The 18,979-nt window shown below is 62.6% G+C and carries 16 protein-coding genes; 6 read left to right on the forward strand and 10 right to left on the reverse strand.

Annotation, left to right across the window (positions count from 1 at the left end; genetic code table 11):
• Nucleotides 1–18: 18 nt before the first annotated feature.
• Together ABAC460_RS27350 and ABAC460_RS27355 are read left to right on the forward strand one after the other, a co-directional pair.
• The gene (locus ABAC460_RS27350) at nt 19–1,053 is read left to right on the forward strand and encodes a 2'-deoxycytidine 5'-triphosphate deaminase (protein ID WP_023451768.1); all 1,035 of its coding nucleotides are present in this window, start codon (nt 19–21) and stop codon (nt 1,051–1,053) included.
• A complete protein-coding gene (locus tag ABAC460_RS27355; protein ID WP_023451769.1) occupies nt 1,050–1,919 on the forward strand; it encodes a DUF817 domain-containing protein in 870 nt (289 codons plus the stop codon). Before ABAC460_RS27350 ends, ABAC460_RS27355 begins: the two co-directional genes overlap by 4 nt.
• Here the strand turns inward: ABAC460_RS27355 and ABAC460_RS27360 are convergent.
• From ABAC460_RS27360 to ABAC460_RS27370, 3 genes are all read right to left on the reverse strand, one after another.
• Nucleotides 1,916–2,215, reverse strand: coding sequence for a winged helix-turn-helix domain-containing protein (locus ABAC460_RS27360; RefSeq protein ID WP_023451770.1), 300 nt, complete (start codon nt 2,213–2,215; stop codon nt 1,916–1,918). The genes ABAC460_RS27355 and ABAC460_RS27360 overlap by 4 nt on opposite strands.
• Before the next feature lies 1 nt (nt 2,216).
• Nucleotides 2,217–3,449 carry a hypothetical protein gene (locus ABAC460_RS50690; protein WP_023451771.1) on the reverse strand — a complete coding sequence of 411 codons (1,233 nt, stop codon included), beginning with the start codon at nt 3,447–3,449 and terminating at the stop codon, nt 2,217–2,219.
• A 72-nt stretch (nt 3,450–3,521) separates the two neighbouring features.
• Complete coding sequence (locus ABAC460_RS27370) at nt 3,522–4,745, reverse strand: acyltransferase family protein (protein WP_023451772.1); 1,224 nt, start codon at nt 4,743–4,745, stop codon at nt 3,522–3,524.
• A 205-nt stretch (nt 4,746–4,950) separates the two neighbouring features.
• On the opposite strand from ABAC460_RS27370, the gene ABAC460_RS27375 reads away from it, so the two are divergent.
• Both ABAC460_RS27375 and ABAC460_RS27380 read left to right on the forward strand, forming a co-directional pair.
• The gene (locus ABAC460_RS27375; RefSeq protein ID WP_023451773.1) at nt 4,951–5,604 is read left to right on the forward strand and encodes a DUF4328 domain-containing protein; all 654 of its coding nucleotides are present in this window, start codon (nt 4,951–4,953) and stop codon (nt 5,602–5,604) included.
• 10 nt (nt 5,605–5,614) lie between these two features.
• Nucleotides 5,615–6,469, forward strand: a complete 855-nt coding sequence (locus ABAC460_RS27380; protein WP_023451774.1) for an alpha/beta hydrolase — start codon at nt 5,615–5,617, stop codon at nt 6,467–6,469.
• Between the two features lie 98 nt (nt 6,470–6,567).
• On the opposite strand, the gene ABAC460_RS27385 is transcribed toward ABAC460_RS27380, so the two are convergent.
• Entirely contained in the window at nt 6,568–7,767 is a 1,200-nt protein-coding gene (locus ABAC460_RS27385) for a Yip1 family protein (RefSeq protein WP_023451775.1), read from the reverse strand.
• Between the two features lie 247 nt (nt 7,768–8,014).
• Nucleotides 8,015–10,678, reverse strand: a complete 2,664-nt coding sequence (locus ABAC460_RS27390) for a M1 family metallopeptidase (protein ID WP_023451776.1) — start codon at nt 10,676–10,678, stop codon at nt 8,015–8,017.
• Between the two features lie 185 nt (nt 10,679–10,863).
• Here ABAC460_RS27390 and ABAC460_RS27395 point away from each other — a divergent pair, with 185 nt between their 5' ends.
• Nucleotides 10,864–11,739: a DUF3034 family protein gene (locus tag ABAC460_RS27395; RefSeq protein WP_023451777.1), complete on the forward strand. Its 876-nt coding sequence runs from the start codon at nt 10,864–10,866 to the stop codon at nt 11,737–11,739.
• A gap of 3 nt (nt 11,740–11,742) precedes the next feature.
• Nucleotides 11,743–12,204, forward strand: a complete 462-nt coding sequence (locus ABAC460_RS27400) for a group I truncated hemoglobin (protein WP_023451778.1) — start codon at nt 11,743–11,745, stop codon at nt 12,202–12,204.
• Nucleotides 12,205–12,228: 24 nt separating this feature from the next.
• Here ABAC460_RS27400 and ABAC460_RS27405 read toward each other — a convergent pair whose 3' ends face one another.
• The 5 genes from ABAC460_RS27405 to ABAC460_RS27425 form a co-directional block, all read right to left on the reverse strand.
• Nucleotides 12,229–12,708, reverse strand: a complete 480-nt coding sequence (locus ABAC460_RS27405; RefSeq protein ID WP_023451779.1) for a VOC family protein — start codon at nt 12,706–12,708, stop codon at nt 12,229–12,231.
• A gap of 13 nt (nt 12,709–12,721) precedes the next feature.
• On the reverse strand, nt 12,722–13,279 hold the full coding sequence (locus ABAC460_RS27410) for a hypothetical protein (protein ID WP_023451780.1): 558 nt from the start codon (nt 13,277–13,279) through the stop codon (nt 12,722–12,724).
• 95 nt (nt 13,280–13,374) lie between these two features.
• On the reverse strand, nt 13,375–14,433 hold the full coding sequence (locus ABAC460_RS27415) for a glycosyl hydrolase family 18 protein (protein ID WP_162150289.1): 1,059 nt from the start codon (nt 14,431–14,433) through the stop codon (nt 13,375–13,377).
• 72 nt (nt 14,434–14,505) lie between these two features.
• Nucleotides 14,506–15,513 carry a sugar kinase gene (locus ABAC460_RS27420; protein ID WP_023451782.1) on the reverse strand — a complete coding sequence of 336 codons (1,008 nt, stop codon included), beginning with the start codon at nt 15,511–15,513 and terminating at the stop codon, nt 14,506–14,508.
• A gap of 192 nt (nt 15,514–15,705) precedes the next feature.
• Nucleotides 15,706–18,612 carry a TonB-dependent receptor gene (locus ABAC460_RS27425; protein ID WP_023451783.1) on the reverse strand — a complete coding sequence of 969 codons (2,907 nt, stop codon included), beginning with the start codon at nt 18,610–18,612 and terminating at the stop codon, nt 15,706–15,708.
• Between the last annotated feature and the right edge of the window lie 367 nt (nt 18,613–18,979).

Consider the following 18,979-nt stretch of genomic DNA (forward strand, 5'->3'; position numbering starts at 1 on the left):
AAAAGAGACAAGCCTTTCATGAGTGCCAATCCCGCCGTCGCCGACCTTCCGCTGCCGCAAGGCATCCTGCCGATGCAGCATCTGGCGGAACTGGTCGCAGCCGGCGTCGTTTCCAGCGACACCCCCTTTGACCACGACCAGATCCAGCCGGCCAGCATCGATCTGCGCCTGGGTGCGAAGGCCTGGCGGGTGCGCGCCTCTTACCTGCCGCGCGGCCGCACGGTCAGCGAACGCCTGCCCGACGTGGTCATGCACGAAATGGACCTGAGCAAGGGCGCCGTCTTCGAATCGGGCTGCGTCTATATCGCCGAACTGCAGGAGCGGCTGGACCTGCCGCGCGGCGTCACCGCCCGCGCCAATCCGAAATCCTCGACCGGCCGCGTCGATGTGTTCGTGCGCCTGCTTTCAGACCGTGGCGCCTTGTTCGACGATGTCGTGGAAGGCTACAGCGGCCCGATCTATGTCGAAATCGCCCCCCAGACCTTTTCCGTGCTGGCGCGCACCGGCACGCGGCTGAACCAGTTACGCCTGAAGCGCGGCCATTCGCCCAAGCTCTATACCTTCGACTGTGGCGTCGACCTGACGGGCGAACTGGTCGGTTTCCGCGCCCGCCGCCACGCCGGCATCATCGACCTGGACCATATCGAAGGCCACGATCCGCGCAAATACTGGGAGCCCCTGTACCAGAACGCCGGCCAGCTTCTGCTGGATCCGGGCGAATTCTACATCCTGGCGTCGAAAGGCAATGTCGAAATTCCGGTGCTGGAAGCGGCCGAAATGCTGCCGATCGACCCCAGCGTTGGCGAGTTCCGCGTCCACTATGCCGGCTTCTTCGACCCGGGCTTCGGCACCAAGGAAGCCGACGCCCTGGGTTCCAAGGGCGTTCTGGAAGTGCGCTGCCACGAGACCCCCTTCCTGCTGGAAGACGGCCAGACGGTGGCGCGCCTGGTCTATGAGCCCCTGACTGAACGGCCGATCAAGCTGTACGGTGAAACCGGCTCGACCTATCAGCGCCAAGGCCTGAAATTGTCCAAGCACTTCAAGCCCTGGTGACAGCGCCAAATCACCCCCTCGCCCCCTTCCTGCAACCCGCCCGGCGGTGGATACGCTCTACCCTGCGCCGCCTGCCCGAGCCCCTGGCCGAGTTCGTCCTGTTCGGGCTGAAGATGGCCTGGTCGTGCCTGTTCGGCGCCACCATGCTGTTCCTCATCATCGTCACCAGCCTGGTCTGGCCCGATAACGCACCGATCCACCGCTACGATTTCCTGCTGCTGTGCGCGATCCTGATCCAGGCGGCGCTGGTATGGACCCGGCTGGAGACGGTCGACGAGGTCAAGGTCATCTTCCTCTACCATGTCACCGGCACGGTCATGGAGATCTTCAAGACCCATATGGGGTCCTGGACCTATCCGGAGGAGGCGATTTTCCGCATCGCCGGCGTGCCGCTGTTCACCGGCTTCATGTACGGCAGCGTCGGCAGCTTCATCGCCCGTGCCATCCGCGTCTTCGACATGCGCTTCTCCCACTACCCGAAAGCGTGGATGACCTGGCTTCTGGCGGCCGCCATCTATGTCAATTTTTTCAGCCACCACTACATCTACGACCTGCGCTATATCCTGTTCGCGGTGACGGCCGCCATGTTCCTGCGTTGCTTCGTCTTCTTCCGCATCGACCGGCGCGTTCTTTCGATGCCCTACCTCCTGGCCGGAACCCTGACAGCGTTTTTCCTGTGGCTGGCGGAAAATATCGGCACCTTCACCCGCACCTGGCAATATTACGGCGCGGACGACGCCTGGACTCCGGTCAGCCTGCACAAGATGGGCTCATGGGGCCTGCTGCTGATCATCAGCTTCGTGACGGTTTCGCTTGTCTTTCCGCCAAAAGCCCCTGATGGCGAGTCGGAACGCCCGGACGCCTAACGCTTCTCTACCAGCTTGGACAGCGTTTCCAGATAGGCCGCAAACGCGGTCCGCCCGGCCGCCGTGATATGCGCCCGCGTCAGGGGTTTGCGACCCTGGAAGCTCTTGACGATTTCGACATAGCCGGCCTCTTCGAGCTTGCGCAGGTGGACCGACAGGTTGCCCTGGGTCGCATCTAAAAGCGCCTTCAGCTCGTTGAAATCGGCGGCCTCGGCATCCATCAGGTAGGCCATGATGCCCAATCTGAGGCGGCCGTGGATCGCGTCGTCCAGCCGGTTGACGTCAAAACCAGACACCCTACCCGCCCCTTCCAGTACGCGACATGACATAGCCCGGTGCCGCCATCAGAACGAACATGGCGATGCCGAACACGAACAGATAGTTGCCGATGTTTTGGATAAGGAAGCCCATGGCGACCGAAGTCACGAACCAGCCCGCCGACACCGCCGCCAGCCAGAGCTTGCGCCGGACGACGAAGGCGACGTACCAGCACGCCCCCTGGAAGGCCGAGACCACAGCCGGATACAGCATCCAGATCAGCTGGCTTTTCTCGGTGGCCGAGACATACCCCAGGCAGACGCACATCGACAGGTTGGCCAGACCCGCGCTCCCGAACGCGCCGTTGATGGCGCGGGTGGCCGCGCCATGCATGCTGTCCTTGCGGTCGCGCCACATCATCCAGAACATCGCCACCATGAACAGGGCGGTCGGCGCAAAGCCGATAAAAAGGTAAACCCAGCCCGGCCACGTCAGTTGAAACGCGATCTGAACCCAGAAGCCAAAGCACTGCAGGCCGTACAGCACGCCGGCAATCAGGAAGAGCTGCCCGGCGCCGCGTTGCGCCTTGGGCCCTTCGGTGACCAGCGCCTTGAGGAAAGCCAAGTCCTTTTGCGCGCCTTCCGTGGCGTCCGGTGAAGAGGCCGTGGCCGCCTCCGGACGCGACATCAGGAAACCCGGCACAACCATCAAAGCCAGAAGGGCCACGCTCAGTAGCAACAGATAACCGCCCGTATTGCGGATCAGGAAGCCCAGGGTCGCGGCGGTCGCCCACCAGCCCAGCGATACACCCAGCAACCACAACTTCCGCCGCACCATGAACGCGACATACCAGCACGCCCCAAGGGCGGCGCACGATACCGGCGGATACAACAGCCAGATCAGGAAATTCTGCTGCGTCGACGATACGTAACCAAACACGATACACAGGGCCAGGTTGGCTAAGCCTGCGCTCCCGAAGGCCGAATTCAGCGCCCGGGTGGCCACACCCTGCCCCGCCTGGTTGCGGTCGCGCCAGAACACCCAGCCGATAAAGCCCACCAGCACCGCGACCGGCCCCACAGCGACCACGAGGTGCAGCCAGACCGGCCACGTCCAGGCCAGCATGATCTGCAGCCAGTACAGGAAACACTGCAGGCTGTAGGCAGCGCCGGCGACGACAAAGACCTGGCCGGCAGTGACCTGGGCCTTGGGCCCCTGGGAGACAAGGGTCTTGAGAAAGGCGAGATCCTTATGAGCGTCGTCCGCTTCCATGCGACTTTCCTGTGACGGAGCCCCCGGGCGATATCCACCCGGGGGCCGTTGTTGTGCGGTGGTCCAGGACTATCAGGCTTCCTGGAGGACGGGTTCGGCGCCTTTTTTCACCTTGTGGCGGCGGCCGTTGAGAATCGTGCCGATGAAAGTGTACCGCACGAAGAGCGCATAGCTCAACAGGCCGACCGCAAGTGTACCGAACAGGACGATGGCGGCCTTGTATTCGACCTCCCAGGCCAGGTCTTTCACCTGCCACTGGAACAGCATGACCAGCGGGATGTGCACGATATAGACCCAGTACGACGCGTCGGCGAAATAGCGGACCATCGGCACTTTCTTCTTCAGCAGCAGGCGGGCAAATCCGATCAGGAAAAAGGCCCACGACCACCCCGTCAGCGGATACAGCAGGCAATAGATCGGGTGGTCGGCGCCATTGACCGGCACGAAGGCAGGCGTACTGCCGACGATGTTCAGGCACCACCAGGTACCGACCGCGGCCGAGATACCGTACAGCCAGAAGCGGCTGGCCAGGTGATCGAGCAGGTCGGCCCGGCGGTGCAGCCACCAGCCGAAGGTGAAGGCCGTGGTGAAGCCGGCAATGGCCATGGCGTTGGGGATCAGACCCGTGTCCGGCGTCTGGATGCCGAACCACATCATCCAGCCCTTGTTCACGAAGAAGACGGCGGCGACGGGCAGGATAAGAACCGCGCTGATCAGGTCGCTCTTGGTCAGAAGTCCGACCACCTTGTCCAGCAAGCGGCCCAGCGGTGCGCCGATGCCCGTGACGTCGGTGACGACCTTGATGAGCGCCGTGCCGACATAGAACAGCAGCAGGACGTACAGGAACCACAGGTGGGTCAGCGGAATCGTCTGGACGGTAAAGGCCGGCGGCGGTGGCGGGGGCGCCGCGGCGGCGGCCGAGCCCGGCGCCGGCATGTTGGCCAGGATCATGAGGGTGACAATCGCGGCCAGGACGAGCGGCCAGAAGGCCACCAGAGGAATGCCGATCCGCTTCAGGCGGTTGCCCAGGAAGGCGCCGACCTTGTTGTCGCGCTTTTGCAGCAGCAAACGGGCAAAGAAGCCGGCCAGGACGAAGAAGGTGACCATCCGGAACATGTGGATGACATAGAAGGCAATATTGGCGCCGGTGTCGGTGACCGTATCGTCCACGACCCAGATTCGCGGCTCCATGAACGACATGACGCCATGCAACACGATGCCCAGAAACAGGGCGAAGGCGCGGACGGCATCGAGATCGTGCCAACGCTCCCCGCCGGATGAAGCAGAAGTGGTCATGAGGGGTCTCCCTGCCCGCTAAGCGCATCCCGAAAAGTGTGAGGCACTTTTCGGATAAAGATGCGCGTCAAAAAACACGATTTCGGACCCGTGTCCGATGATGACAACGTATACGCCAACTAGTTTGTTTTGTAAACTGGTTTGATGAAAATGCGGTTGCATGCGTCGCCAAAACCCGGCTTAGTGCAGCCAAGGGGGAGCGGAAATGCAAGCGGAACAAGGATTCAAGAGCGCGCAGGGATGGATGATCGCCTTGGTCATTATGGCGCTGCTTGATGTCGCTGCCGGCGCAGTTGGCCTCTTCATTGGTGTATCAGGAGGCGGCTGGCCGATGTCGCCGGACAAGACCAACGAAAACCTGATCGTCGGCGCCGTCTTTATTGTCATGCTGCTCCAGATCCTGCTGCGCACCGCGTCCCTGCCGATGATGATGAGATGGACGTGGCGTCTGGTGTCCAATGCGGAACGCCAGGCGCGCTTTCCCATGTCGGTACGCTGGGCATGGCTGGGCTGGGTCGTGCCAGTAGTGAGTTTCTGGCTTCCGGCAAAAGCGATCATGGCGCTCAACGACCGCAACCTGTCGCCCGGTCTCAGACGGCATCTTGTCATCATGACCTGGTGGTGCTTGCGGCTTGTAACCACCTTGACAGGCTCGGCCGTCAGCCTGTTCGTCATGTTGATGATCGCTGCGGTGAACTCTCTCCACGTCACAGCCGACCCGGGCGCTTACATCGCGCGATGGATGTTCATGGTCGTGACATGCGGAGTCCTGTCGCGCGGCCTGGAAGCCGTTGTTCTGATCACGACCTACCGCCGCCAGCCCCGGCCCGGCGACGTTGTCGCCGCGACCGTCTTCTGAAAGCCCCGACATGAACCGCTACTGGCTTATCCTGCGCCGTTTTCTGATCAGCCTGGTGATCGTGATCGTCACCGCCTATGCCGGTATCGTCGGCTATCTCTATGTCGCCCAGCGCAGCCTCCTCTATTCCATCCGGCCGGAGCCCAACCAGCCGATTGCAGGGCTGAAAATCCAGGACATGCGGATCAAAACCCCCGATGGCGAAACGCTCCAGGCCTGGTACGAAGCGCCGCAGCCCGGGCAGCCGGTCATCCTGTTCTTCCATGGCCAGGGCAGCACCCTGACCATGGGCAAATGGCGCTATGTCCGCATGCACAAGCAGGGTGTCGGCTACCTGGCCCTGGCCTATCGCGGCTATTCGCATTCCACCGGCAAGCCGACGGAGACAGGCCTCTTCACCGACGGCCTGGCGGCCTATGACTGGCTGCGGCAACAGGGTTTCAAGGACGCGGACATCATCATCCACGGCCATTCCTTAGGATCGGGCGTTGCCACCTATGTCGCCTCGAAACGCCCGGCGCACGCCCTGGTGCTGGAAGCGCCGTTCACCGCCGTGTCGGACGTCGCCCAGGAACGTTACCCCTTCGTGCCGGTGTCACTGCTGATGCAGGATCAGTTCCGCAGCCGCACCTATATCGGGGACGTGCACATGCCGCTGCTGATTGCTCATGGCGACCGGGACAGCGTCGTTCCCTTCCACCAGGGGCAAAGGCTGTTCGAACTGGCCAACGAACCCAAGACCTTCATCCACATGAAGGGCTCGGAGCATAACACCCTGACACGCGACGGCCTGTACCCACACATCTGGACGTTCCTGGGCCTGGCGCCGGCCGACTATGATCCGGCGATGGAAAGCGCGCCTTAGAGCGCGTTTCGATCCGGTAGAATCGGATCGGCGCTCTAAGTTTTTGTTTTTACGCGCATCTTAATCCAAAAAGTACGTCACACTTTTTGGGATGCGCTCTAAGTCTTCGACAGCGCCTCCAGCCGGCCGGCATCCAGGCCGTTGACCAGGTTCTTCAGCACATCGATCGAATCGACCGTGCCAGCCGCCTCGACGCTGATGCGGCCATTGCGAACCACGGTATAGCTGCCCTGCTTGGTGTCGCGGTTCCACGATTCCGACACCATCTGACCGTTGCTGGTCGTCACCTTTTCATAGCCGCCGGCGCTGCTGGACGAGGTATTGACATTGACCGCCGTCGCCAGCGCGCCCAACCCACTGACTGAGCCCAGGTCGGTGACCGTCAGTTCGACGGTATTGCCGTTGATGACGTAGTGCGCCTCGGCCTCAGCGACCGAAACGCCGCCCATGCCGCCGGACTGGGTGCTGTCGTCGCTGCGCGCGGCGCCCAGATAGTTCGCCGGCATCAGACCCAGCAAGGCCTGCGGATCGGCCAGCGTGACCGTAGTGGTGCCATTGGCCTGGGCCGAGGCTTCCGCCGCCATCTGGTTGGCCGCCTGCTCGACCTTCCCCAGGTCGACCGAGCCAACGCCCGGAACCTTTACGGCCTTGTTCGCCGCTGCCGAGTAGGTCGCAGCTGCGCCAAGCGTACCCATGGTCACGATCGCGCCGCTGATTCCCGCCGCGACAAACCACAGCACAAGCGAGATCACGGCGACCACGACAGTGTAGCCCACGCTTTTCCCCGCCGGCACGGCCATAAGCTTCGGCGCCCCGAGATAGAACAGATAGAAGGTATAGGCCAGGCCGGCCAGCATGGCGAGCCAACCCAGGAAGGGAACCAGCCCCGCCAGCGCGGCGACCCACGCCGCGGTCATGGAATAGGCCATCAGCTTGAAGGCCTGCAGGAAGCTCTTACGGCCGTCAAAACTGGGCGCCAGGGCGTCAACAATCAACGCCATGATGTAAATGATCGCCAGGTTGAGAACGAGGCCGAAGATTGCGCCGACAATCAGAAGGGGGCTGATCAGCAGGGCGAAACCGCCGGTGAAAATCACACTCCCCAGCAGGCCCGCCACCGGGCCGATAACGGCCAGGGGCAGGATGTAGCCAAGATAGAGCGACTTAACCGACGCCGGTTCGGGAGCAATGACGTCCCAGGTCGGCGAGGGTTTGAACAGGATCGCCTGGACCCTTTCGATCAGGCCCGGGGCCCGGGGCTGGATGGCGGGTGTAGGTTCGACAGGGGAATCGTTCATGGCTGGACCTTCTGAAGCGGAAAAAACGCTGAGCGCATCCCGAAAAGTGTGACGCACTTTCGGACCAGGATGCGCGTCAAACAAAAACCTAAAGCGCGAATCCGATTTATCGGACCAAAAAGCGCTCTAGCTACAAAGGCTTACACACGGCACCCTGGTAAAAACCAGACCGGGGCGAAAGAGGACCAAAAAATAAGCGCCCGGTCAATGACGACCGGGCGCACAAATACTTGATACCGTATCCGCCCTACTGAGCGGATTTGAAGGCGGCCGTCACTTCCGCCGCCTTGGCGTCCTTCAGGACGCCGCAGTTGCGCACGCGCTCGATCGTACGGTCGAAGGCCAGGGTACCACGACCGGCCGCTTCGACCTTGGGCCGCATGATGGAATCGATCTGCGCCGCCCGTTCCACCGAGCAGTAGCCGCCACCCAGGGTCTGGAGGCGCGACGCCGAGAAGATGCCGACGCCCTTGCTGAGAGCCTCATAGTTGGCGACGTACCAGTCGAAGGTCATATCGCGGCTCTTCGGCTGCCCCATCAGTCCGCCCAGCAGGCGCAGACGTTCAGTGGAGCGCAGGCGGGTATCGGTCAGCACGACGCCGAACAGCCAGTTGGCCGTCTCCGGCGTGGCGCCGGACGTCACCACCGACGTGGCGGTGGCGCGGAACAGCTCGTCCTTCGAGGTCATCGCCGTTTCATAAAGCGCCTTGGCCGTAGCCAGGCCGCCGTCCTCGACATGGACAGCCAGCGCCAGCCCGAGGATCGACTGATCCAGGGCCGTCTTGTCCCCGCCCAGATAGGCGGTGGCGGCGGCCTTCAGCTTGGCACGCAAGGCCTCGTCATGGGCATCGTCCGCCACCAGGTCGACCAGGTTGGTGCGCAGGCTCTGGGTATCCGGCGAATCCGAAGCGTGGGCGCCGGCCTTGGGGTCGAAGCCCAGCGCGGTCAGGCGCGGACCATAGATGGAGGCCATGACGCGGCGATAATCGGCCGTCGCATCCTCTGCCACCAGACCGTTGCGGCGCAGGCCGGCCAGGCGGCCGCCGCCGTCGACGGCAACGCGTGAGTCGGGATTGGCGGCCATGACGCGGGCGGCCGAAATCAGCTTGGAGGTGTCCAGCTTGCCGACCGCGAACTGAGCCCACAGGCTGTCATTGGCCGCCAGGCCTTCGACGCCCGACAGGGTCGCACCGGTGGCGATCAGCTTGTCCCAGTCCTCGGCCGGCAGGACGAAGCGGTAATAGCCGCGGCCACCGGCATTGGGCATGATCTCACCGGGGACATCGGCGGCCAGGGCGCCTTCGACCTTGTCGATCATGTAGCAGGCCTCGTCGGCCCCGCGACGCAGGCACAGCGGGATGGTCCAGGTTTGCGGCGCCAGCTCCACGCCCATCGGCGCGAAGCGCGACTGCTTGACACGCAGATAGCCGTTAAGGTGGCTGAATTCGAGTACCGGCACGCCCTGCTGGCTGGTGAAGCTCTTCATTGCTTCGAGGACCTTGGGGTCCTGGGCGGAGTCGGCCAGGGCCGCGAAGAACTCATCCGACGTCGCATTGCCGTGCGGGTGACGCGACATGTGCAGGCGCACGCCATCGCGGAACTGGTCGTCGCCCAGATAACCGGCAATCATAGCGACAACCTGGCCGCCCTTGCCATAGGTCACCCCGTCGAAGGCCTGGTCGATATCGGCGCTGTTGACGATGGGCTGATGGATCGGACGACCGACCTTCAGTGCATCGATGTGCATTGCCCCGAAGCCTTCTTCATTGGCGCCGGCGCCGATGTTCAGTTCCGGGCGCCAGGCGTTGCCGATGCGGTAACCCATCCAGTTGGCAAAGCTTTCGTTCAGCCAGATATCGTCCCACCAGGCGGGGGTGACATAGTCACCGAACCATTGGTGCGACAACTCGTGCGACACGACCATACCGAAGCTGCGCTTCTGTTCGGTGTCGGCGCCTTCATCCAGCAGCAGGATATTGTCGCCATAGATGTCGAGACCGGCGTTTTCCATAGCGCCCGGCATGACCGGCGAAGCGGCCTGGTCCAGCTTGGGATAGGGGAAGGCCTGGTTGAAATAGGCTTCCAGGTGGGCAACGATCGGGCCGGTTTCCTTCAGCGCGTACTGCAGCTTGCCGGCATTGGGCTGGGTGGCCAGGATGCGGATCGGCAGCGGCGTCGGGCGTTGCGGCGTCGGCGGCACCATGCCCTGGGCCACAGCGAACGGGCCGACGGCAAAGGCCAGCAGATAGGTCGGCAGCGGTGCGGTCGCATAGAACTGGTGACGGACCAGCTTGCTATCTTCGTCCTGCGACATGTGCTCCGGGGCGTTGCTGGCGACTTCCAGGCCGTCCTCGGTGATGACGGAAACGCGGAACGGCGTCTTGAAGCCTGGCTCGTCGAACGACGGGAAGGCGGCACGGGCGTCGATCGACTGGAACTGCGACCAGACATACCACTTGCCGTCGACCTGGATGCGGTACAGCCCGGCGGCCGTGTCACCGAAGGCGGCATCATAATCGAAATTCAGCGTAGCGGCGCCGGCGGCGACCGGCTTGGCGAAGTCCAGGCGGACGACACCCAGCGGATCGACCTGGGTGTACTTGGCCTTGATGGTCTTGCCGTTCTGCGTCACCGTGGCGGTGGCCACCTTCAGGTCGCGGCCGTGGATGAACAGGGTCGAGGTCTGTTCCTTGACCTGGACGTCGATCTCGGCATGGCCCGAGAAGCGCGGCTTGGACGGAACAATGGTCAGGATCAGCCGGTAGGCGGTCGGCTTGGCCGTGTCGGGCAGCTTGCCCTGGGGATAGGGCGCGGCGGGGGCTGCGGCCTGAGCCGCGACGGTTGTCGCCGTTGCAGGAAGAATGGCCAGGGCCGAAACGCCCAGGGACAGGGCAAGCATGAGTGCGCGCATGGATCTTAACCGGATCATATGAAACAATCCGTCAGCGATAGCACAGGCTGCAAACGGCGAACATTAAGTTTTTGTAAGGCAGATGCCGGGCCGGATTTCCGACATATTCCGCGCCCCGGTCACGAAGCCTTAATCAAATCGATTCAGGAATCGTTTTCAATAGCAACGATCCTGGACCATTCCTTATGAAAACCCTCATCCGGCTGCTGGGTGTGGCAGTGGCCCTGGTCCTGCCGGCTGCCGTGCACGCCGAAACGCCCTTTACCTATGCCAGCGGCAAGCTGCTGCTGACCGGCGGGGTCAATACGGTCGAAGGAACAGCCGGCGGCGGCTTGACACCCTGGGCGGTCATCGGCTCTTACGGCGAAAAGGGCCAGTTCGGCGCCAATGTCTACGCCACAGACGTCAACACCACCGATTACGATATCCGCTCCTACGGCGGGCTGGTCGGGCTGGACGACCGACTGGAAATCTCGTGGTCGCACCAGGATTTCGACACCGAAGCCGTCGGTGCGGCCTTAGGTTTGGGCCATGGCTACACCATCGGTCAGGACGTGCTGGGCGTGAAGGTCAAGATCCTGGGCGATGCCGTGCTGGAGCAGGACAGCTGGCTGCCCCAGGTGGCGGCCGGCATCCAGTTCAAGAAGAACCAGAACGGCGCCCTCGTGAAGGCCCTGGGTGCGCGCGACGACGAAGGCACCGACTATTACGTCTCGGCCACCAAGCTGTTCCTGGCCAAGGGGCTGCTGGTCAATGGCACGGTGCGCGCCACCAAGGCCAATCAGTTCGGGATCCTGGGCTTCGGCGGGATCGATGACGACTATCACTACCAGTTCGAGGGCTCGGTCGCCTACCTGCTGACGCGCAAGATTGCCATTGGCGCCGAGATTCGCACCAAGCCGAACAACCTGGCCGTGGCGAAGGAAGACGCAGCTTTCGATGTCTTTGTTGCCTATGCGCCGGTGAAACACATCTCGCTGACCCTTGCCTATGCCGACCTCGGCAATATCGTCACCCGCCGTCAGACCGGCCTCTACGCCTCGCTGCAAGTCGGATTCTAGATCATGAAAATCGCTCTGATAGCCCTCGCCCTGGCCGCCGTTTCGGCCCCTGCCCTGGCCGCCGATCCGGCGAAGGACAGCGCCGCCATAGCCCCCGTCATTGCTGCCGATGACAGTCTGTATCAGGCCTTCGGCGGCCATGACGGCCTGGTCAGGCTGGTCGACGACTTCATGGTGATCCTGCTGGACGATCCGCGAACGCACGACTTCTTCGTCGCCGCCAAGCAGGATCATATCAAGCTCATGCTGGTGGAACAGTTCTGCGTCGTGTTGAACGGCGGCTGCACCTATACCGGCAAGGGCATGAAGGAATCCCACGCTCAGTTGGGTATCGACCGCGCCGCCTTTAACGCCCTGGTCGAGGACCTTCAGAAGGCGATGGACAAGAACGACGTGCCCTTCCACGCCCAGAACAAGCTGCTGGCGGCCCTGGCGCCCCAACACCGCGATATCGTAACGAATTAGAGGCCGTTCGGACGCGTCAGGGCTTCAGGCCTCGCCCCGAACCGCCGCTTCGATTTTGGCCACGTCGATCTTGCCCATCTCCATCATCGCCGCGAAGACGCGTTTGGCGACCTCTCCGCCTTGGGTCATGGCCTCGCTCAGGACACGCGGGGTGATCTGCCACGACAGGCCCCATTTGTCCTTGCACCAGCCGCAGGCGCTTTCCTGACCGCCGTTGCCGACGATGGCGTTCCAATAGCGGTCGGTCTCTTCCTGGTCTTCCGTCGCCACCTGGAAGGAGAAGGCTTCGGTTTGCTTGAACACGTCGCCGCCGTTCAACCCAAGGCACGGAATGCCCAGAACGGTGAATTCCACCGTCAAAACCTGCCCTGCCTTGCCGCCGGGATAGTTGGACGGCGCCTTGTGGACAGCCGCCACGGCGGTGTCGGGAAAGACCTCGGCGTAAAATCGCGCGGCCGCCTCAGCGTCGTGGTCGTACCACAGGCAGATGGTGTTCTTGTTCATGGTCAGCTCCCGATCAGGCATCTCTGAGGCGGCCACCAATAGCACCGGCGACGCTGGCGATAAAGGCGCCGACAAACAGCGAAATTGCCAGGGCCGTCGAAAAGCCGACGCCCGCCTGGCGGACCTTTTCCACCACGCCGGTGCTCACTTCGGATGCGACCTCAGCCGCCGTATCACCAGCGCCGGCGGCAAGGCCGCCGATCAGGACGGCCACGGCGAGCGTTGCCAGGCACCAGCTCAGCAGGCCATGGGCTGTGTCGCGGAAGAAGACCTCATCGGCATGGACTCCGGCCCATTTGACACGCAGCCGTCCGGCCAGATAGCCGCCGATAAAGGACGACAGCCACTGCATGACGACCAGCCAGATCGCCGCGCCGAAGGTGAATTCGGCGGCGTCGCGTTCATTCAGCGTCCAGACGGTAAACGAGGCGAAACCAAGCGCCGAGCCGAGCGGTAAAAGGGCCAGGGTGACGCCGGTGGCCGCTACGGCGCCGGCGAAGATGGCCGGCCAGTTGACGGCGGACTGGCTGGATTCGATGTTAGGTGTCTCGGTGACGGCAATGTCGGTCATATCAGCCTCCCAATGGATTGTCGGGAAGATCAGCCGTTCACCGCCGTTTCGAAATGCCGGGCCAGCGTCCGGATTGCAATTTTTCGGTAAGCCGCTCAGTCCCCTGCGCATTGTCTCTGGCCGAGGCCGGTGCGGGCGGCCCTGATCAAGCTGTGCTCGCCATCGGCGTCGGTGGTCAATTCGAAGAAGAACACACCCGACAGGCCATGTTCGGCGGCCCAGGCAGATTTGCGGCGGCTGATGTCGGCGCTGTCGAACCACAGATGGCCGGATTTCCCCTTGGCGAGGGCCGTTGGGTCGTACTTCAGCCGTTCCGCGATCTCGTTGTAGGGCACATGTTTGGCCGACAGCGCCTTGCCGTCGGGAAATTCGATGCCGTAGGCGGGTTGGCCCAGCCAGATCTTGTCGTGTTTGAAGCCATTCTTTTCAGCCCAGGCGACCGCCTTCTGCACCATGTCGAAGGACGAATGGTGGCCGACCGGCGATGACGCCCAGGCGCCGGTGAAGTCGTAAGCCATCAGGTTGACGTGGTCGACATGGTCCTGGATGTCGGCGGTGTACTGGGCGCCCGTCCAATCGCCAGCGAAGATATCGACTGACAGTTTGACGGACTGCGGCAGTCCAGCACGCAGCTCTTTCAGCAGGATGCCGAGCAAAGGGCTTTCATCGGGATCGCGCCCGCCCTTGTTCTGGCTGTGCTGCCAGGTCCAGTATTCCCAGTCGAGATCGATACCGTCGATCTGGTAGGTCTCGACCAGTTGGCGGACCTCGGCGACGAAGCGGGCGCGGCGTACGGGATCGCGCGCGATCTGTTGGAAGGCGTCGTCATAGCCCGCGGCGCCACCGATAGAGACATAGACGAGATCGTTGTGGGCGTGGGCCTGGGTGACCAAATCCTTCAGGTAGGGCGCGACCTCATCCGTGTTCAGGCTGCCGTCGGCACGCGGCAGGACGAAGCCCGTGGCGATGCCGTCCAGGGTCGTCCAGTCGACCTTGGCGACGGGATAGGCCTGATGGCGCCACGACGGATAAAAGGCCGTTAGAGGCACGCAGGCAGCATTGGCGACCGGCGGTGCCGGAGTCTGGGCATTGCACTGGGTCAGTGAGACGAGCAGCAACGAAGCCGCCGTGAGCACGGTCGCACGAAAAGCCATGTTCATCCCCCCTTGTGGTTGGGACGGACCATAGCCAAAACCTGCGCCGTGTGGTGTGAATTCCCGGTAATCTTACCGTTTGACGTCAAAGCCGCCGCCGCTGACGAAGCCGTCGAGGTCGGCCGATGTCGCCAGGCTGGCATCGCCCGGCTGGGCGTGCTTGAGGCAGGCGCAGGCAATGCCGAAGTCCAGCGCCTCACGATCAGAAACACCGTTCAGCAGGCCGTGGAAAACGCCGGCGGCAAAGGCATCGCCACCGCCGATACGGTCAACGATGCGCTCGATGTCGTAGGTCTCGGTCTCCAGCACCTTGCCTGGTGTGAACATCAGCCCGGCCAGGCGGTTGTGGTCGACACTGACCTGGGTGCGGCGCGTGCCGACCAGACGCTTAAGGTTGGGGAACAGCTTGAAGGCGTGTTTGGCGGCGTCCTGCGCCTTACCTTTGAAATCCTCGCCCGTGATCAGCTCGATGTCGCGGATGCCGCCGAAGACCAGGTCGGCCTCGGCGATCAGGTCCTTGATCAGTTTGCGCGCATCGCCGCCCCAGGCTTCCCACAGCTTGGGGCGGTAGTTGCAGTCGTAGGAGACCTGGATGCCCAGCTTGCGCGCGGCCTGCATGGCCTTCAGCGCGGCGGCGACGCAGTTGGCGCCCAGGGCGGCGGTGACGCCGGAGACGTGCAGCCAGCCGGCGTTTTTGAGCAGGCGCGGCCAGTTCAGGCGGTTGAATTTGGCGGTGGCGAAGGCCGAGGCGGCGCGGTCGTAGAGGATGTCGGACGGGCGGTGGATGGCGCCGGGCGTCAGGAAGTACAGGCCCATGCGGCCGGCGCCGGTCGTGACGTTGTCGACGTCGACACCCCAGCGGCGCAGCTCCTGTTTCGCGCCCAGGCCCAGGGCATTGTCGGGCACGATGCTGACCATGCGCGTGGCATGGCCCAGCCGTGACAGGCCGATGGCGACATTGGCTTCGGCCCCGCCAACGAAGGGCTCGAGCGGCGGGATTTCCTCCAGCAGCCGGCCGCCGGTGGCGGTCAGGCGAACCAGAAGTTCTCCGAAACAGACAAAGGTTTTTGCATCAGACATAGCCATCTCCTGTAGTGGCTATAGCCAGCCGCAACCGATAGAAAAAGCAAAAAGCACTAGCTTTACATAAAAAGAGGCGCCGGAAGAACCGGCGCCCCAAGTCACTCGAGAGGAAACAGTTACTCTGAGCCTCATGCCAAAACACAAGACATCGGAAAACTTGGAGCGGCATGGCCGCTCCTATCCAGACGGTCAGTACTTATAGCGGAAACCGACATAGTACTGGCGGCCCGAATGGCCGTAGTCGTACAGCAGATCCGAGGCGGTATTGCCCTGGGGGGTGTTGTACGAAATGAAGCGATCATCCGGTTCATCGGTCAGGTTAACGCCTTCCAGGATGAAGGTGAACTGCGGATTGATGGTCCAGGTGAGCTGGGCGTCGACGTTGAAGGTCTCGTTCTTGCCCCAGAAATCGGCGCCGGAGCCCGGGCTGAGGGCCGACAGGTAGCCATCGCGGTAGGCAAAGGCGACACGTCCGGCGAGAGCGTCACCTTCGTAGTACAGGGTGACGTTCCAGGCTTCGGGCGACAGGCCCAGCAGGTTGGCCTTGGTCGTCGTCGTGGCCGCCGCCGTGGTGAAGTAGTCGATCTGCGACTCAACGTGGGTGTAGTTGACGATACCGCCCGTCTTGGACAGGAAGCCCGGCAGGAAGGTGAAGGGCTTCTGCAGCGAGATTTCGTAGCCCTTCAGATCGCCGCCCGGGGTGTTGACCGGGGTGGTGACGGCATAGACCGCGTCGGCGGCTTCGCCGAACTCGGCCGGATCGTAACCCAGGTCGGCCAGGCGGATGTTCTGGGTCCGCGACTGGATATAGGAGTTCAGCTTCTTCTGGAAGAAGGCGACCGTGAACAGGGTGTCGCGGTCCGGATACCATTCGATGCTGAGGTCGGTCGTATCGGCGCGGGTCGGGTTCAGCGACGGGTTGCCGGTCGTGATGGTGTTGGCCGTGGTGTTGACCGAACCGCCGCCAGGGATCAGGCTGAGGAGGGTCGGACGCGCCATGGTCTTGGCGGTCGCGAAGCGGACATAGACGTTGTCGTGCGGCTCGAGCACGAAGTTCAGCGACGGCAGCGAGTCGTGGTAGGTGCGCTCAACCGTGGTCAGCTGGAAGCCGGTCGGCGTGCCGATATAGCCGGTGGCGACCAGGCTGGTATCGACTTCGCGGGTGCCGATATTACCCCGGAAGGGCATGCCGGCGACATCGCCGCGGAAGTCCAGTTGCAGCCACACGCCTGCGTCTTCTTCCGATGCGAAGCGGGTATTGGTCCGCGACGACGAGTTGGTCGAATTCATCGTGAAGGTGCCGTTGGCGTTGGTGCAGCGGCAGTCATAGTTGAAGGTCGAGCGGATCAGGTCCAGGTTCGGCACCAGGTAGGTGTTGCCGCCCACCGTCACTTCCTGCGAGAACTTGGCGATGTCGCCGTTGATCGTGCTGGCCAGCAGGGCCGAACCCGTGGTGGTGGCGTTTTCGTCGCGGGTGTTGACGTTGCTGGTATAGCGGCCGAACTCGGACGAGTTGAAGTTGTACTTCTTGTTCGACAGGCCACCCTTCAGGGTCAGGTTGTCGTTGATGTCGAAGGCCAGATCCAGGCGCGCCGTGCTGAACTCGTTCTTCACGTTCTGCGGACGCAGGCGGATCAGCGACGCGTCGCCGGCGGCGGTGCTGGTCGAATAGGTCCAGTAACAAGCCTGGTTCGGCTGGCAGTTGGTCGAGGAGCTGCCATAGTTGAACACCGGCGCCGTCATGTCCGTATAGTCGTAGGAATAACCGTCGACATTATAGGACTCGAAGGTGAAGGTGGTCTGTTCCGGCGTGTCCTGGTCCGAGGTCGACGAACCGATCAGCAGCTTGGAGGTCAGGCGGTCGCCCCACTTCTGGTCCCAGGTCAGGTTGAGCTGGTCGAAAGTGGTGGTCAGGTCATCGAAGCGGTGTTCGGCGCGGATATCGACATCGTTGAACGAGCCTTTGATCAAGGTGCCCTTGTCATCGATCGTGTAGTTGTAGACATCGGTCTGGGGCAGGCCCTGGCCGGCGCGGCTGAACGACAGGGCTTCGATTTCCCATTCGTCGCGGTCGGCCTCGAAGGTGGCGTGCATGGCGTCGAGGGTGAAGGTACCGCCGTCCCAGGGACGGGCCTGGAACGATGCCGTCACGCCGAGGCGCTTCTGCTGGGTTTCGAAGTGGTTATATCGCGGAATGCGCGGGTGCAGCGAATTGACCAGCTTCTGGGCTTCCGGATCGGTGATCGCGGCTGTGCCGGTCGGAATGTTGATGAAGCTGGTGCCACCGTTGGCGCTGTAGGACTGGAAGCGGCCGGCGGTGCCCGCCGACGACGAATTTTCCCAGCGCGTGGTGTTGGTAGAGTCTTCGATGACCAGACGTTCGCCATAGGCCACCGAAAGCAGGGCGCCCAGCTTGCCGTCGGCCCAGCGGTTGGCGATCATGAAGGTGCCGCGCGGCTCGAACTGCTCGGCCTTGTCGTTGTAGCCGAACTGCAGCGACGAAGCGAGGGTAAAGCCCTTATAGTCGAAAGGACGGGCGGTCTGCAGGTCGACCGTGGCGCCCAGGGAGCCTTCTTCGACCTCGGCCGACATCGACTTGCGCACGGTCAGCGAGTTGAACAGGTCGGCGGCGAAGACGTTGAAGTCGAAGCCGCGGCTGCGGTTGGTACCGCCCGAGGCATCCTTGGAACCCGTGGTGGCCAGGGCTTCCAGGCCGTTCAGGCGGGTGCGCGAGAATTCGGAGTTCAGGCCGCGGACCGTGATCTGCTTGCCTTCGCCGCCATCGCGGTCGATCGAGACGCCCGGAATGCGCTGCAGGCTTTCGGCCAGGTTCAGATCCGGGAACTGGCCGATATCCTCGGCCTTGATGACGTCGACCATGTCGGTCGAGCGCTTCTTTTCGCTGATGGCGGTTTGCAGCGATCCGCGGAAGCCTGTGACAACGACGACGTCGCCATCGGCCGGTGCGGCGGCTGCGGTGTCCTGGGCCATGGCGGGAACGGCGAAGGCGCCGGCGGCCAGCGCCACAGCGGTCATGGAGACCCCGAAGCGCAGGAAGGTTTTGGACGCACCTGTGGCGTCAATTGACTTGGTCATAAGATTTTACTCCCCGTTTGTGCCACCGCTTAAGCGGTTGATCATTTGGCGACTTGATGACACCGGTGTCACTCTCGTGTGTGAGGTGGTTGACCGAATGATGTCCGAACTAAAACATAGAAATTTTACAGAGACAAGCCATCGTCATGGTTAAAATGACACCGGTGGCACAAACCGTTTCCGGTTTCATCGCACCTGCGTTATTTTTGCCATAGCTGTAACGCTGGTTCTTTTCATCTGTAAAAAATCGACTCCTAGCTTTGACATTGCCTTAACCGTAATCGCGAAGACTTAAGCTAGTCTTACCCCGCAAACGTGAAGGCCCCGCAGGGGTCTGCGGGGCCTTCTGAGACGTTGACGCGCGGTT

The organism is Asticcacaulis sp. AC460 (assembly GCF_000495795.1).
GTDB lineage: Bacteria > Pseudomonadota > Alphaproteobacteria > Caulobacterales > Caulobacteraceae > Asticcacaulis.